Annotated in this window: 7 protein-coding genes; all 7 read right to left on the reverse strand. The window is 76.2% G+C overall.

Translation table 11 applies throughout. The features are described 5' to 3' along the window. Positions 1-2: 2 nt before the first annotated feature. The 7 genes from ACZ514_RS13675 to fabG all read right to left on the reverse strand — a co-directional run bounded on the left by ACZ514_RS13675 (position 3) and on the right by fabG (position 16,326). Positions 3-6,548: an amino acid adenylation domain-containing protein gene (locus tag ACZ514_RS13675; RefSeq protein WP_469124767.1), complete on the reverse strand. Its 6,546-nt coding sequence runs from the start codon at positions 6,546-6,548 to the stop codon at positions 3-5. Next, positions 6,545-11,722, reverse strand: a complete 5,178-nt coding sequence (locus ACZ514_RS13680) for an amino acid adenylation domain-containing protein (protein ID WP_469124768.1) — start codon at positions 11,720-11,722, stop codon at positions 6,545-6,547. Before ACZ514_RS13680 ends, ACZ514_RS13675 begins: the two co-directional genes overlap by 4 nt. Before the next feature lie 80 nt (positions 11,723-11,802). Beyond that, the gene (locus ACZ514_RS13685; protein WP_468165325.1) at positions 11,803-12,042 is read right to left on the reverse strand and encodes an MbtH family protein; all 240 of its coding nucleotides are present in this window, start codon (positions 12,040-12,042) and stop codon (positions 11,803-11,805) included. 143 nt (positions 12,043-12,185) lie between these two features. Further along, positions 12,186-13,358 (reverse strand): FAD-dependent monooxygenase, encoded by a 1,173-nt coding sequence (locus ACZ514_RS13690; RefSeq protein ID WP_469124769.1) that lies wholly within the window; start codon positions 13,356-13,358, stop codon positions 12,186-12,188. After that, on the reverse strand, positions 13,355-14,812 hold the full coding sequence (locus ACZ514_RS13695) for a condensation domain-containing protein (protein WP_468165329.1): 1,458 nt from the start codon (positions 14,810-14,812) through the stop codon (positions 13,355-13,357). The genes ACZ514_RS13690 and ACZ514_RS13695 overlap by 4 nt, the downstream gene beginning before the upstream one ends. After that, entirely contained in the window at positions 14,809-15,537 is a 729-nt protein-coding gene (locus tag ACZ514_RS13700; protein ID WP_469124770.1) for a DsbA family protein, read from the reverse strand. The genes ACZ514_RS13695 and ACZ514_RS13700 overlap by 4 nt, the downstream gene beginning before the upstream one ends. A 45-nt stretch (positions 15,538-15,582) precedes the next feature. Then, positions 15,583-16,326, reverse strand: a complete 744-nt coding sequence (gene fabG, locus ACZ514_RS13705) for a 3-oxoacyl-[acyl-carrier-protein] reductase (RefSeq protein WP_469124771.1) — start codon at positions 16,324-16,326, stop codon at positions 15,583-15,585. Between the last annotated feature and the right edge of the window lie 51 nt (positions 16,327-16,377).

Genomic DNA, 16,377 nt, shown 5'->3' on the forward strand with positions numbered 1-16,377 from the left:
GATCAGCCCTTCCGGGGGTGGTCGGCGCCGTCCTGGCGGGCGGCGGCTTCGAGCGCGGCGGCGGTCTGGGAGACCGTGTGGTTGCGGAGCGCGGTGGCCAGGTCGAGGGCCAGTCCGTGCCGGCGGGCGGTGACGAGCAGGGGTGCCACCAGCAGCGAGTCCCCGCCGAGGTCACGGAAGTCGTCGTGCACGCCGACCTGTTCGAGGCCGAGGACCTCGCACCAGACCTCGGCGAGCACCTTCTCCAGGTCGGTGCGGGGGGCGGTGTGGGGCAGGGGGGTCGCGGTGGCCCGGCGGGAGGCCAGGGCGGCCTTGTCGCGCTTGCCGTTCGCGGTCAGCGGGAGCTGTGCGACGACGGTGACGGTGGCCGGGATGACCGCGGCGGGCAGGACGGAGCGCAGCCGGTCGCGCAGGGCGGGGACCTCCACGGAGGCCCCGTCCGCGGGGACCACCCAGGCGGCGAGCCGCTTGCCGCCGTCGGCGGCGTCCACGGGGACGACGAGCGCCTCGCGGACGGCGGGGTCCGCGGTGAGGGCCGCTTCGGCCTCGCCCGGCTCGACGCGGTGGCCGCGGATCTTGACCTGTTCGTCGGCGCGGCCGGTGAACTCCAGCACCCCGCCGGGCAGGACGCGGGCCAGGTCACCGGTGCGGTAGAGCCGGGTGCCGGGCAGTCCGTACGGGTCCGGCAGGAACGACTCCGCGGTGAGGGCGGGCTGGCCGGCGTACCCCCGGGCCAGCCCCTCGCCGCCGATCCAGACCTCACCGGTGATCCCGTCGGGCACCGGCCGCAGCCGCTCGTCGAGGATCCGCAGCAGTACGCCGGGCAGGTTGGAGCCCAGCGGGACGAGGCTGCGGGCGCCGCCCTTGAGGTGACCGGCGGGGCGCACGTACCCGAAGGTCGCGGCGACGGTGGCCTCGGTGGGGCCGTACTCGGTGCCGAGGAGCATCCGCCCGCCGGCCGCGGCGATCCGGGAGTGGACCCGCTCGGCCTGCGCGGTCGGGTAGGCGTCGCCGGCGCAGACGGCGATCCCGGCGAGCCCGCCGAGTTCGGCGTCGCTCAGCTGTCCTTCCAGCAGCTGGAGGTGGCCCGGGGTCAGGCCGACGAAGGAGTACGGCGCCCCGGCCAGCAGCAGCCGTCCGAACTCCCCCGGCTGCCAGCCCTGCGGCAGCAGGTGGACCGGCTGCCCGGTCATCAGCGGCGCGTACAGGGCGGGCAGGCCCAGGTCGAAGCCGACCGAGGTGAACCAGGGGGCGCCGCCGGTGCCCGCCTCCGCGTAGGCCCGTACGGCCCAGTCGAGGTAGTGGGCGAGGGCGCGGTGCGTGACCTCGACGCCCTTGGGGGTGCCGGTGGAGCCCGAGGTGTGCAGCACGTAGGCGAGCCGGTCCGGGTCCAGGTCCAGGCCCAGCGGGCCGCCGTCGCCCTCGTCGGAGACCTCCTCGGCGGCCAGGACCCGCCCCTCGGGGAGGATCCCGGCGAAGCGGCCGGCGTACGCGGCCTGCGTGAGGGCCAGTTCGAAGCCGAGCGCGGCGATCCGGGCGTCCGGGGTGCAGGGGTCGACCGGCAGCTGGGCGGCGCCGGCCTTCCACACGCCGAGCAGCGCGGCCACCAGCTCGGGCCCGCGGTCCAGCAGGACGGCGACCCGGGTCTCGGGGCCGGCGCCGAGGGCGCGGAGCCTGCGGGCGATCCGGTTGGCCCGCTCGTCGAGCTCCGCGTACGAGGTGCCGGGGGTGCCCGCGCCGGTGAGGGCGGTGGCCCACGGGGTGCGGGCGGCCCGCGCCTCGAAGGCGGCGAGGACGTCGGCCGGGGTCTCCGGGTGCGGCAGCGGCGGGGCGGCGAGGCGGGCCTTCTCGTAGGCGCTGGGGAAACCTGCCGTGGCGTCGCCGTCGGCGCCGGTGCGGGCCATGTCGGCGAGCACGGCCTTGTAGAGCGCGGCGAGCCGCTCCGCGTTGGCCTTGGAGAGGGTCCGGGTCCGGGAGGCGATCGACAGGTGGCCGCGCACCGGGGTGCCGACGACGAGGGGGAACTCGTTGGGGCTGTCGTCGCGGCTGGCCATGATGTCGATGAGTTCCACGTCGACCTGGTGGAAGTCGAGGTAGTGGAAGAGCACGTCGATGAGGTGGCTCTCGCCGCCGGGCACGCGCATGGCGGGCATCGGGTAGCGGCGGTGCGGCCACAGCGACACCTCCCGGGCGAACACCTCCTGCGCCAGCTCGCCCCAGGTCGCGGCGCCCCTGCGGTACGGGAAGGGCACGGAGTTGAGGTACATGCCGGAGACCCGTTCGGCGCCCGCCTCCTCGGGGCGGGCGTCGGCGACCATGCCGCCGCGGAAGGCCCCGGCGCGGGTCAGCATCGACAGGACCTTGCCGTGCGCGGCGTGCAGCACGCTCTTGTAGGGGACCTGCGCGGCCGAGGCGAGGGCGCGCAGGCCCGGCTCGACGTCGCCCAGCGCGATGTCGAGCCGGTAGCGCTCGTCGACGCCGTGCGGGTCGCCGGCCCAGCCGGTGGGGAGGGTGAACTTCTCGTGGCTGTCGACGAGTTCGCGCCAGTAGTCGCGGTCCTCGGTGCCGGCCAGGGACCGCAGCTCGCCGGCGATGAAGTCGGCGTAGCGCACGGCCGGTACGGGCGGTGCCGGTGCGGGCTCGCCCCCGGCGCGCATGGCGTGGTAGGCGCGGAGCATCTCCATCAGCTGGGAGTGGTAGCTCCAGCCCTCGATGACGGGGTGGCACTCGGTGATGGAGAGCCACCAGCTCTCGTCGTCGACGAGGTGCACGGCCATCCGCATGAGGGGGGCGGCGGTGAGGTCGAACAGCTCCTCGCGGTCGCGGTCGGCGAAGGACCACAGGGTGGACTCGCGTTCCTCGCGCGGCAGGTGGCGCAGGTCCTCGAAGAGGCAGGGCATCGCCACCGCGGCGGCGTCGTGGACCAGCTGGAGCGGCTCGCTGTAGCCCGTCATGGCGAAGGAGGTCCGCATCACCTCGTGGCGTTCGACGATGAGGTCGGCGGCGCGCTGGAAGACCTCGGGGTCGAAGGGCAGGGCGTCGCGGATCCGGAAGGAGGTGATGTTGTGGTAGCGGTTCTCGCCGCTGCGGCCGTGCATCTCGACGAGCATGCCCGCCTGGATCCGGGAGACCGGGTAGGCGTCGGTGATGCCGGCGGGCAGGGTGCGCCGGTCCTCTTCGGAGATCAGGGCGAAGGGGGCGACGGGCCCGTCTGCGCGCTCGGCGGAGCCGTCGCCCGCCTGGCCTCCGAGGGCGGCGCGCAGCCGGGCGACGGTGCGGTGCTCGAAGACGTCGCGGACGCTGGTCTCCCAGCCGGCCTCGCGCAGGGCGCCGACGAGGGAGACGGCGCGTATGGAGTCGCCGCCGAGGTCGAAGTAGTTGTCGTGGACGCCGACCTCCTCCAGGCCAAGCACCCGGGCCCAGACCGCGGCGATGGAGGCCTCGGCGGCGTCGCGGGCCTCGACGTGCTCGCCGACGGCGGTGGCCCCGCGCCCGGGGGCGGGCAGGGCGCGCCGGTCGAGCTTGCCGTTGGCGGTCAGCGGGAGGGCGTCCAGGCGCAGGTAGGCGGAGGGGATCATGTAGGCGGGCAGCGCCTCGGCCAGCGCCTCCTTGAGGGCGGCGGGGGCGAGCGCGGCCTCGTCGGCGCCGGCGGCGGGGACGACGTAGGCGACGAGCTGCTTGTCGCCGGGGGTGTCCTCGCGGACGAGGGCGACGGCCTCCCCGACGGCCTCCCGGGCGGTGAGGGCGGTCTCGATCTCGCCGAGTTCGATGCGGTAGCCGCGCAGCTTGACCTGGTGGTCGACGCGGGCGACGAAGTCGAGGCTGCCGTCGGGCAGGACCCGGGCGAGGTCGCCGGTGCGGTAGACGCGGGCGCCGGGGGCTCCGTACGGGTCGGGCAGGAAGCGCTCGGCGGTCAGGTCGGGACGGCCGGCGTAGCCGCGGGCCAGGCCGGTGCCGCCGATCCACACCTCGCCGGGGACGCCGACGGGCAGCGGGCGCAGCCGCTCGTCGAGGACGTACATGGTGGTGTTCGGGATGGCCCGGCCGATGGAGACGAGCTCGGTGGTGACGGGGCCGTGGGGGGCGCCGTCGGCGGCGAGGAAGTGGGCGGAGTTGCCGACGGTGATCTCGGTGGGGCCGTATTCGGCGGCGAGGCGGGTGCCGCCGGGGCCCGCGGCGGCGGCCCAGCGCTCGGCGAGGCGGTGGGTGAAGGAGTCCCCGGCGGCGATGACCAGCCCGGCCAGGTCGCGGACCTGTGCGGCGTCCAGCTGCTGGGAGAGCAGGTCGAGGTGGCCGGGGGTGAGCTTGATGAAGGCGTACGGTCCCCCGTCCGCGAGCAGCGCGCCGAGGTCGGCGGTGTCGAAGTCCTGGGGCAGCAGGTGCACGCTCTGCCCGGTCATCAGGGGGGCGTACAGGTCGGGGACGCCGAGGTCGAAGGCGACGGAGGAGAACAGGGGCGCGCCGCCGGTGCCGGCCGAGGCGTAGGCGCCGGCGGTCCAGGTGAGGTAGTTGGCCAGGCCGCGGTGGCCGATGAGGACGCCCTTGGGCCGGCCGGTGGAGCCGGAGGTGTAGATGACGTAGGCCAGCTGGTCGATGTCGTACGCGGCGGGCAGTTCGACGTCGGCGGTGGCGAGCGCGGTCCGCTCGGCCGGGTCGTCGGTGACCACCAGGTCCGGGCCGTCGAACCGGTCCGCGTGCCGGGTCTGGGTGACGACGAGGCGGGTGCCGGTGTCGCCGAGCATGAAGGCGATGCGCTCGTCCGGGTAGCCGGGGTCGATCGGCACGTACGCGGCGCCGGCCCGCCAGACGCCGAGGAGCGCGGCGACGAGGTCGGGGCCGCGGTCGAGGAGGACGCCGACGGTGTCGTCGGGGCGTACGCCGAGCTGGACCAGCCGGCGCGCGAACCGGTCGGCGCGGGCGCCGAGTTCGGCGTAGGTGAGCTCGCCGGAGGCGTGCCGGACGGCGACCGCGCCGGGGGTGCGGGCGATCTGCGCGGCGATGGTCTCGGACACGGGCCGCAGGGCGGCGGCGTCGACGGGGGCGCCGACCGGCTCGGCCGGGCCGTCGAGCAGCAGGGCGCGTTCGGCGCCGCCGATGAACTCGAGGGCCGACAGGGGTGCGCCGGGCTGCTCGGCGACGGCGTCGAGGAACGCGGCGTAGTGGCCGGTGATCCGCTCGGCGGTGGCGGCCTCGAACAGGTCGGTGGCGTACTCCAGGGCGCCGTGCAGGGAGCCGTCGGGGCGCTCGGCGAGGTGCATGGTGAGGTCGAAGCGGGCGATCCGGCCGCTGGCGGCGACGGGGCTGACGGTGAGGCCGGGCAGCTCGGGGCTGTCGGAGCCCTGGCCGGAGGCCAGGTCGAACATCACCTGGAAGAGCGGGGTGGTGGACAGGTCGCGTTCGGGCTCCAGCAGGTCGGCGATCCGGTCGAAGGGGGTGTCCCGGTGGTCGAAGGCGTCCAGGACGGCGGTGCGGTTGCCTGCGAGCAGCTCGCGGAAGGCGGGGTCGCCCTCCCAGCGGCCGCGCAGGACGAGGCTGTTGTAGGCGTAGCCGGCCATCTGCTGGAGCTCGGGGCGGGTGCGGCCGGAGACGGCGGTGCCGACGCTGACGTCCTGCTTGCCGGTGTAGCGGCCGAGCAGTGCCTGGTAGGCGCTGAGCAGGACCATGAAGAGGGTGGCCCCCTCCTGTTCGGCGAGGGTGCGCAGCCGGGCCGCGGTGGGGGCGGGCACGTCGAACTCGGCGACGGCGCCGGCCCAGCCGCGGACGGAGGGGCGGGGCCGGTCGGTGGGCAGGCCCAGCGGCTCGGTCCCGGCGAGCCGTCCGCGCCACCAGTCGAGGGCGGCCTCGGCGGCGGGGCCGCTCTGGCGGGCGTTCATCCAGGCGGCGTAGTCGGCGTACTGGACGGGCGGTTCGGGCAGGACGCCGTCCAGCGGGCCGGTGACGGTGCCCGCGGCCCGGTAGCAGGCGGCCAGGTCGGCGAGGAGCAGCGGCCGGGTCAGCGCGTCGCAGGCGATGTGGTGCATGACGACGACCAGGACGTGGTCGTCGGCGGCCAGGCGCAGCAGCCGGACCCGCAGCGGGGCCTCGGTGGCCAGGTCGAACACCTCGGTGGCGCGGTCCCGGGCGAAGGCGGCCGCGGCGGCGTCGCGGCCGGCCTCCGGCACCCCGGTCAGCTCGGTGACGGCGTAGTCGACGGGGCCGGCGGGGTCGATGACCTGGCGCGGCTCGGCACCGTCGAGGACGTAGCGGGTGCGCAGGATCTCGTGACGGGCGGCCAGGGCGTCGAAGGAGCGGCGCAGGGCGCTCTGGTCGAGGGTGCCGCGCAGCCGGTGGGCGAGCGGCAGGAGGTACTCGGGGCTGTCCGGGTCGAGCTGGTGCAGGAACCACAGCTGGCGCTGGCCGGCGGAGAGCGCCAGCGGCGCGTCGCGGTCGGCGCGCGGGATCCCGGTGCGGGCCGGGACGCCCGCGGCGCGGCCCGCGCGGCCGGCGAGCCGCCTGCGCAGCAGCTCCGCGCGCAGCTCGTCCTGCGTGGGTGCGGTGGGTGCGGTCACGGCTGGTACTCCCTGTGGGCGATGGCGAGTTCGGCGTGGTTGAGCGTCTCGATCTCGAGGCGTACGGCTTCCTCGACGGCGGCGGCGAGACCGGCGACGGTCGGGTGCTCGAAGACGGCCCGCAGCGGCATCTCGACGTCGAACTCCTCGTGGAGGCGGGCGATGACGCGGGCGGCGAGGACGGAGTTCCCGCCGATCCGGAAGAAGCCCTGGCGGGCGCCGATCCGGCGGGTGGTGCCGTCCTCCCCGGCGAGGACCTCGGCCCAGATCTCGGCGACGATCTCCTCGACCGGGCCCTCGGGCGCCGTGTACGGCTCGTCGGAGAGGGCGGCGGCGAGGTCGGGGGCGGGCAGGGCCGCGGTGTCGACCTTGTTGTGCCGGGTGAGCGGGATCCGCGGTACCGGCACCAGCAGCGCGGGCACCATGTAGTCCGGCAGGCGGCGGGCGCAGTGGTCGAGGAGCGCGGAGTCGGCGGGCGGGTTGGCGCCCCGGGGGACCCAGTAGCCGACGAGCGCGGCGGTGGAGCCGGTGCCGTGCACGACGACGGCGCACTGGGAGACGCCGGGGTGCTCGGCGAGGACGCCCTGCACCTCTCCGGTCTCCACGCGGCGGCCGCGGATCTTGGCCTGGCCGTCGGAGCGTCCGGCGAACTCGATGGTGCCGTCGGCCGCCATCCGGGCCCGGTCGCCGGTGCGGTAGAGGCGGGCGCCGGGGGCCCCGTACGGGTCGGGGACGAAGGCGGCGGCGGTCAGTCCGGGCCGGCCGTGGTAGCCGCGGGCCAGTCCGGTTCCGCCGACGCAGAGTTCGCCGGTGGTGCCGTACGGGACGGGCTCCAGGTACGCGTCGAGGACGCGGGCGGTGACGTGCGGGTAGGCGCGGCCGACGGGGACGGCGGTGGCGGTGTCGTGGGCGTCCCAGCGGGTGGCGGCGATGGTGGTCTCGGTGAGCCCGTACTCGTTGACGAACCGCAGCAGGCGCCGGGACAGCTCGCGGGCCAGGGCGGGCGGGCAGGGCTCGCCGCCGGTCTGGCCGACGAGCGGGCGCCGGCCGAGCCCCGCGTCGATGAGCATCTGCCAGTGCGGCGGGGCGACCTGGAGGTGGCTGACGCCGTGCTCCTCCATGAGCCGCAGCTGCGCGGCGTGGTCGGCGAGGTCGCGTTCCCGGGCCAGGACCACCCGGCCGCCGGCGACGAGCGGCATCAGCAGTTCGGTGCAGGAGATGTCGAAGGTGGGCTGGGCCAGGGCGAGCCAGGCGTCGTCGGGGCCCTGGCCGAAGTCCAGGTGGGCCTGCGAGGCGCGGAGCATGGCCAGCAGGGTGCGGTGCTCGACGGCGACGCCCTTGGGCCGGCCGGTGGAGCCGGAGGTGTACATGATGTACGCCAGCCGGGCCGGGTCGGCCGGGGGCTCCGGCGGGGTGGCGGGCCAGGACGGCACGCCCTCGGTCGGGTGCGCGCCCGGGGCCCCGGTACGCGTCCCCGTGCCGGGGCGACCGGCGGGGGACGCCGGGTCGCCGGCCGGACCGGCCGCGCCCGCGGCGGGCCCGGCGGGGCCCAGGGCCGCGAGGCGTTCGTCGGTGTCCACCGCCAGCCAGGGCCCGTCGTGGTGGCCGCGCAGCCGGGTTGCGCCGGCCAGGTCGGAGACCAGCAGGGTGGCGCCGGCGTCCCGCAGGACGTAGCCGAGGCGCTCGTCGGGGGCCGCCGGGTCGAGCGGTACGTAGGCGGCGCCGGCCTTCCAGATGCCGAGGTGGGCGGCGATCAGGTCGGGGGTGCGGCCGAGCATGACGGCGACGGTGCTCTCGGGGCCCGCGCCCAGTTCGCGCAGCCGCTGCCCGAAGGCCTCGGCGCGGCGCTCCAGCCGGGCGTAGCTCCAGCTCTCGCCGCCGCACACGACGGCGGTCGCGTCCGGGGAGCGGCGGGCGACGGCCGCGACCGCGGTGTGCACGGCGTCCTCGCCGGCCCGGTCCCCGCCGGGTTCGGGGGCGCCGGGGCCGAGGGCCAGGATCTCGGCGCGCAGGGCGGCCGGGAGCAGGTCGGCCCGGTCGAGGCGGACCCCGGGGTCGGCGGTGACGGACTCCAGGAGCCGGACCCAGCCGGCCGCGAACCGTTCGACGGTGGTGGCGTCGAAGAGGGAGGTGGCGTACTCGACCATGCCGAGCAGGGAGCCGTCGGCCTGCCGCTGCACGACGAAGGTGAGGTCGGTCCGGGCGGAGCGCCAGGCGCCGCGGAAGGCGGCGAGGTCGTCCTCGGCGGCGGCGGTGCCGGTGCGGCCCTCCTCGTGCAGGTCGAACATGACCTGGTAGAGCGGGGTGCGGCCGGGGTCGCGGGCCTCGTCCAGCTCGGCGACGAGCCGGTCGAAGGGCAGGTCCTGGTGGGCGAAGGCGGCGCGGGCGGTGTCGCGCACCCGGACCAGCGCCTCGGTGAAGGTGGCGTCGGCGGGGGCGTCGCAGCGCATCACCAGGGTGTTGAGGAAGAAGCCGACGACGTCGGCGACCTCGGGCCGCTCGCGTCCGGCGACGGGCACCCCCACCGGCACGTCCCACTGCCCGGTGAGCCGGGCCACCAGCGTCCCGAACACGGTCAGCAGGGTCTGCTGGAGGGTGGCGCCGTGGCCGCGTCCGAGGGCGGCGGCCCGCTCGGCCAGCTCGGCGGGGACGGTGAACACGTGGGCGGCGCCGAGGCCGTCGCGGACGGCGGGCCGGGGCCGGTCGGCGGGCAGGTCGACGGGCAGGACGCCCTCCAGGGCCCGCTTCCAGTGGGCGAGTTCCGCGTCGGCGGCGGACCCGGCCAGCCGGCGCCGCTGGTGGGCGGCGTGGTCGGCGTACTGCACGGGCAGCGGGGGGAGGACGGCGGCGGTGCCGCGGTGCGCGGCCTCGGCGAGGGCCAGCAGGTCCCGTTCGAGGACGACGGAGGACCAGCCGTCGCAGGCGATGTGGTGGAGGGACAGCACCAGGTGCAGGGAGTCCGTGCCGCGCAGGCTGAGCGCACGCCAGACGGGGCCGTTCTCCAGGTCGAAGGGGCGGGCGAACTCGTCCTCGATCAGGGCGGCGCGGGCCTCGGCGGTCTCGGCGCGGGTGGTGCGCAGCTCGACGCGGGCGTCGGCGTCGGCGATCTGGACGGGTTCGGTGCCGCGCAGGACGTAGCGGGTGCGCAGGATCTCGTGGCGTTCGGCGAGTGCGGTCAGGGCGGCGGTGACGGTCTCGTCGGTGTGGGCGGGCGGCAGGGTGATGAAGACGGGCGCGTTCCACTCGGCGCTGCCGGGCCGCATCCGGTCCATCAGCCACAGGCCCTGCTGGCCCGGTGACAGGGGCAGGCCCCCGTCGGGGCGCGGCACGGGCCGGACGGTCTCGTCGGTGCCGGGCCCGGCGGCGGTCAGGGCCGGGGCGTCGGCGAGCAGGGCGGCCTGCGCCTCCACGGTGGTGGCGGTGAACAGGGCGCGCAGCGGGACGCGGGTCCCGGCGGCGGCCGACAGGGCCTCGGCGAGCCTGCTGAGGAGCAGGGAGGCGCCGCCGAGCTGGAAGAAGTCGTTGGTGGCGCCGACCTGCCCGGCGGGGATCCCGAGGAGGGCGGACCACTGCTCGGCGACGACCCGTTCGGCGGGCGTGCGCACGGGGACGTGCGCGCCCTCGGCGGCGGAGGCGGCGGAGGCGGGTTCGGGCAGCGCGGAGCGGTCGATCTTGCCGTTGGCGGTGAGCGGGAACTCGGTGACGGACACGTAGACGGACGGGACCAGCGGGTCGGGCAGGGAGCGGCGCAGGAAGGTGCGCAGTTCCTCGGGGCGCAGCCGCTCGCCCCGGGACTGGACCCAGGCGACGAGCCGGTGTCCGCCGGAGCCGTCGGGGACGGCGGCGGCGACGGCGGCGCGCACCCAGGGGTGGGCGGCGAGCGCGGCCTCGACCTCCCCGGTCTCGATGCGGACGCCGTTGACCTTGACCTGGTGGTCGAGGCGGCCCAGGTACTCCAGGGTGCCGTCGGCCAGCCAGCGGACGCGGTCGCCGGTGCGGTAGAGCCGTTCGCCGGGCGGGCCGTACGGGTCGGGCACGAAGCGCTCGGCGGTCTGGGCGGCGCGGCCCTGGTAGCCGAGGGCGAGGCCGATGCCGCCGGCGTGCAGTTCGCCGGGGACGCCGACGGGGACGGGCCGGCCGGCCGGGTCCAGGACGAGGGCCCGCATGTGGGCGATGGGCCGGCCGATGGGGACGGCGCCGGTCCGCTGGGCGGGGTCCCAGCGGTGCTCGGTGACGTCGACGGAGGCCTCGGTGGGGCCGTACGTGTTCCAGATCTCGGCGCGCGGCGCCAGCTCGGCGAGCGCCCGGCACAGTTCGGCGTGCAGCGGCTCGCCCGCGCTGAAGATCAGCCGCAGGGCGCCGGCGTCCTCCCAGCCGGACTGCTCGGCCAGGCGCCGGTAGACGGAGGGCACGCCCTGGAGGACGGTGACCTGGTGCTCGGCGACGGCGCGCAGCAGGGCGGCGGGGTCGCGTTCGGCGTCCTCGGGGGCGACGGCCACGGCTCCCCCGCTGATTAGCGGGGAGAAGAGTTCCAGGCCGGCGGCGTCGAAGCCGATGGTGGTCTTGAGCAGGAAGCGGTCGGCGGCGCCCAGCTTGTGGCGGTGGGCCAGCCAGCGGACGCGGTTGGCGATGCCGCCGTGCGGGACCACGACGCCCTTGGGGCGGCCGGTGGAGCCGGAGGTGTGCAGGATGTAGGCGGGCCCGGCGGCGTCGGGGGCGAGCGGGAAGGCGGCGGCCTCCTCGGCCGGTACGGGCTCCGGCGCGTCGGCGACGTCCAGGACGGTGGCGCCGTCGGGCAGCCGGCCGGCGGTGCCGTGCCCGGCGAGGACGACGGCCGCGCCGGCGTCCTCCAGCACCAGGGCGAGCCTGGCCCGGGGGTAGTGCGGGTCGAGCGGGACGTACGCGGCCCCGGCGAACCAGACGCCGAGCAGCGCGGCGATCAGCTCGGGGCCGCGCGGCAGGCACACGCCGACGAAGTCGCCGGGGGCCACTCCCCCGGCGCGCAGGGCCGCGGCGTAGCGGCCGGCGAGCCGGTCCAGGCCGGCGTAGTCGAGGACGGCTCCGCCGGCGCCGAGGACGGCGGGGGCCTCGGGGGTGCGGGCGGCCTGGGCCCGGAACAGGGCGGGCAGCAGCAGACGGCCGGGGGCGGATCCCGACTGCGTACGGTCGTTCACGTTCTCTCCTTCATCGGGATCGGGTGGCGTCGGCCGTGCCCGAGGGCTTGGCGGACCGGGCGGGCCCGGACCTGGTGCGGTCAGACCGCTGAGGCGGCGGACATCCGGCGGCGCAGGCTGGCGGGGCGCAGGTCGGTCCACACCTCGCTGATCCGGGCGAGGCATTCCTCGCGGGTGCCCTCGGTGCCCTCGGCCTTCCATCCGGCGGGGAGTTCGCGGCCGGCCCACCAGATCGAGTACTGCTCCTCGTCGTTGAGGACGACGCGGTAGCGGGTGTCGGACTGCCCGTCGTGCCGGGGGGCGTTCTGCTGTTCGCTCATCGCTTTTCCCTTCGCGTGATCAGATGCGGCCATCCTTGAAGAGGGCGCTATCGATGCCCTATCGGGCGCATATACGTGCCGGGACGCGGACGGGCCCCCGGCGCCGGCTGGCGTCGGGGGCCCGTGGGGCGGGGAGCGCGGGTTCAGGCGGCCCGGCTGCTCACCGGGGTGCGCAGGGCGGCCTCCGCGTCGTGGTCGAGGATCCAGCTGACGTCGGCGGCCGCGCCCCTGACGTCCCCGTCCGGCGCGCCCCGCGGCGTGCCGCCCTCGCGGGAGCCGAGCTGCACCCGGGTGGTGTGGGGGCGGCGGGCCGCCTCGTAGCGCTCCAGGGCGGCGCTGACGCCGTGCGCGTCCCCGTCCGCCTCCGCGAGGCAGACGGCGAGGGCGACGGCGTCCTCGACGGCCTGGTTGGCGCCCTGGCCGTGGTGCGGCAGCATCGGGTGCGCGGCGTCGCCGAGCAGGGTGGTGCGGGCGGTGCTCCAGCGTTCCAGCGGTGCCCGGTCGTACAGGGCCCAGCGGCGCACCTCGCCCGCGGCGGCGGCCAGTTCGCGGACCTGCGGCGCCCAGCCGGCCAGGACGGCGTCCAGGTCGGCCCGGTCGCCGGCGCTGGTCCAGGACTCGGCGTCGCCCTCGGGCGCCGGCGTCACCACCACGTAGGTGAACCGCCGTCCCCCGGAGACGGGGTAGCACAGGACCCGTGCCCCGGGGCCGGCGAACATGTACATCCGGGCGGGGTCGAGCGCGGGCACGTCCGCGGCGTCGACCAGGCCGCGCAGGGCGCTGTTGCCCGAGTACACGGGGGCGTCGTCCCCGGCGACCGCGCGGCGCACCGCGGAGTGCACGCCGTCGGCTCCCACCAGTACGTCGGCCCGGTCGGTGGTGCCGTCCGCGAACTCCAGGAGCACCCCGTCGGGGCCTTCCTCGTACCGGACCAGTTCCTTGCCGGTGCGCACCCGGTCCGCCGGTACCAGGCCGGCCAGCATCCGGTGCAGGTCGCCGCGGTGGACGGTGAGGTAGGGGGCGCGGAACTGCCGCTCCCAGGCCTCGCCCATCTCCTGTACGGCCACCTGGGCGCCGTTGTGGAAGGCCCGGACCTCCAGCGCCTCGGGGCGGACGGCCAGCTCGGCCAGGCGCGGGCCGAGTCCCAGGCGCTCCAGCAGCCGGGTGCCGTTGGGGCCCAGGTGCATGCCGACGCCCTGTTCGCGCAGGGCGTCGCCGCGCTCGTAGACGGTGACGTCCAGGCCGCGGGCGTGGAGCGCGGCGGCGGCGGTCAGCCCGCCCAGTCCGGCGCCGATGACGGCGGTCTTCGGGCTCACCGGTGCTCCCAGGCGTTCTCGAAGGACTCGAACTCGTCGAACTCGTCGAAGCCGCCGAAGCCGTCGAGGTCGCCGCCGGCGGCGGTGCCCAGGGCCAGCAGGGCCTCCAGTTCGCTCCCGCCGGCCAGTTGCACGTCGGCGACGGGGGTGTCCGGGTCCTGGACGGCGGCCGCGAGCATCCGCTCGTAGCCGTCGGCGAAGCGCGCGACCGTCTCGCGGTCCAGCACGTCCGTGTCGTACGAGAAGACGGCCGTGATCCCGTCGGGGGTCTGCTCGATGCGCAGCAGCAGGTCCAGCTGGCCCTCCTGCTGCGGGACGTCGATCAGGGCGATGTCCAGGCCCGCGTACGGGACGGACGGCCCCTCGCTCGCGCCGGGCGGCACGTTGGGGACCGGCGGCTCCATGCGGTCCATCTGGACCAGGAACAGCGCGGTGCGGAAGACCGTGGCGCGGGGGAAGGCCAGGGCGCAGGGGTAGCGCACGTTGACCATGCCGCGCATGACCCGTTCGCCGGCCTGGGCGGCCGCGCCGCGGAAGGTGGAGCGCTCGTCGAAGTCGGCGCGGACCGGCATGGTGTTGAGGAAGCAGCCGATCACGTCGCGCATGGCGCGGCCCATCCGGCTGGTGGCCGGGACGCCGAGGACGAAGGCGTCCTGGCCGGTCCAGCGGTGGGTGAGGGCCTGGAAGACGGAGAGCAGGTACGCGAAGGGCGTGACCCCGGCGGCCGAGGCCGCGCCGGGCAGGGCGCGCGCGAGGTCCTCGGGGAGTTCGCGCACGACGGTTCCGCCCCGGTACGAGCGCAGCGCGGGCCGGGGCCGGTCGAGGGGCAGTTCGGCGGCGGCGGCGCCGGCCACCGACTCGTGCCACAGCGCGGCGGCCCGCCGCCCCGCCTCGGAGGCGGTGTAGCGCAGTTCCTCGGCCGCGTGGTCGGCGTACGAGCCGGGGACGGGCCGCCAGGCGGGCTCGGTGCCGGCCGCGAGGCCGGCGTAGGCGTCGAGGACGTCGCGGACCAGCAGCCAGCGGGAGGTGAAGTCGCTGACGATGTGGTGGGCGGAGGTGACCAGGGCCCAGTCCTCGTCGGAGCGGCGCAGCAGCACCACCCGGAAGGCCCCCGACTCCAGGCGGAAGGGGCGGGACCCGGCCTCCTCGGCGGCGCGGTGCAGGGCGGCCTCGTCGGCTCCGTCGAGGTCGTGGAACTCCAGGCGGACCAGGGGACGTTCGCTGACGGTGCGGCGCACCCCGGCGGCGCTCTCGGTGAACACCGAGCGCAGCAGTTCCTGGCGGGCGCCGACGGCGGTGACGGCGGCGTCCATGGCGACGGGGTCGACGCGGCCGCGCAGCCGCAGCGGCATGACGATGTTGTAGGCGGAGGCCTCGGGCGAGACCCGGTAGGCGGTCCACATCGACTGCTGGATCGCGGTCAGCGGCAGTGCCTCCACGGTGGTGGCGCTCATCCGCAGCCTCCCGCGTGGCTCATGTCCGTGGTGCGGCCGGCTCCGACGGCCGCGAGCTCCTTCTCGGCGGGGACGGCGGGCGCCCCGGCGGGCGCCCCGGCGGCGGCGGCCGTGAAGGAGGCGGCGAAGGCCTCCACCCGGTCCAGGCCCCAGTACGGCTCGCTGCCGTGGATGAGGTACGGGACCCCGAACACCCCGTCGCGGTGCACGTCCATCAGCGCGGCCGCCCCGCGGGCCCGCAGTCCGGCGTCCTCGGGGGCGGCGGCCACCGCGGCCGCGTCCAGGCCGATCTCCGCGGCCAGTTCGACGACGGTCCCCGGGTCGCAGATGTCGCGGCCCTCCAGCCAGCGGGCCCGCCCGGCGCGTGCCACCCACTCCCGGCCCAGGCCCGCGTCGTCGGCGAGGAACCAGGTCAGGTGCGCCGGCTCCCACCAGGGGGTGCGGTCGGCCGGCCAGGTCAGCGGCAGGCCCCGGTCGGCGGCGAGCCGGCGTACGTCGCGCAGGATGTAGAACTGCTTGGCCCGGCTCATCGGCGTGTACGGGAACTGCCCGCCCGCCTCGTCCAGCAGCCGGGCGCTGGTCTCGTCCGGCTCCCAGAAGGGGCGCCACTCGACCCGGTCGAGGAGTCCGGGGTGCCGGCGCTCGATGTCGTGCAGGGCGAAGAAGTTGTAGGGGCTGCGCAGGTTGAAGTAGAACCGGGGCGGTTTGGCGGCACGGCCGGCCATGTCGAACTCCTCTGTGAATCGGGCTGGTCCCGGTGGTCGGGCGGGTCAGACGACCAGACCGCCGTCGATGTGGAAGACCTGTCCGGTGATGTAGGAGGCGCGGTCGGAGGCGAGGAAGGACACCAGCTCGGCGACCTCGTGCGGCTCCCCGAAGCGGCCCAGCGGGATGCGGGCCGTCATCTCCTTCGCGTGCTTCTCGGACAGGCCGCCGACCATGTCGGTGGAGATGAAGCCGGGGGCCACGGCGTTGGCGCGCAGGCCGCTGCGGCCGGATTCCTTGGCCAGGGCCTTGGTGAAGCCGATGATCCCGGCCTTGGTGGCCGCGTAGTTGCTCTGGGTGGCGTTGCCGGCGGCGGCGACCGAGGAGAGGGTGATGATGGTGCCGCGCCGGCGCTTCATCATCGGGAAGGCCAGCGCCTTGGCGAAGTTGAAGGTGCCGTCGAGGTTGGTGCGGACCACCGCGTCCCAGTCCTCGTCCCTCATCATCGCCAGGTGGCCGTCGCGGACGATGCCGGCGGCGGTGACGAGCACCTCCACCGGGCCGAGCTCCGCCTCGGCCTCCGCGGTGAAGGCCCGGACCCCGTCGCGGTCCGTGACGTCCACCTGGCGTGCGAGCACCCGCGCCCCCAGCGCCTCGGCGGACTTCGCGGCGAGCCGGGCGGCCTCTTCGTTGGACTGGTAGCAGAACGCCACGTCGTGGCCGTCCCGCGCCAGGATCTCCACCACGGCCCGGCCGATGCCGCGGGAGCCGCCGGTGACGAGGGCTACCGGCCTCGGTGTCTCGGACATGGATAGATGCCTTTCTCTTCGGGACGCGGGTGCGTGTGCGTGTGGGATGCG

The organism is Streptomyces sp. NPDC034086 (assembly GCF_055575515.1).

What these genes read in the sequence shown, in the direction of transcription:
- ACZ514_RS13685 (WP_468165325.1), bottom strand. Translation starts at nt 12,042, where the DNA reads ATGAGCGAACAGCAGAACGCCCCCCGGCACGACGGGCAGTCCGACACC.
- ACZ514_RS13695 (WP_468165329.1), bottom strand. Translation starts at nt 14,812, where the DNA reads ATGAGCGCCACCACCGTGGAGGCACTGCCGCTGACCGCGATCCAGCAG.
- ACZ514_RS13700 (WP_469124770.1), bottom strand. Translation starts at nt 15,537, where the DNA reads ATGGCCGGCCGTGCCGCCAAACCGCCCCGGTTCTACTTCAACCTGCGC.
- fabG (WP_469124771.1), bottom strand. Translation starts at nt 16,326, where the DNA reads ATGTCCGAGACACCGAGGCCGGTAGCCCTCGTCACCGGCGGCTCCCGC.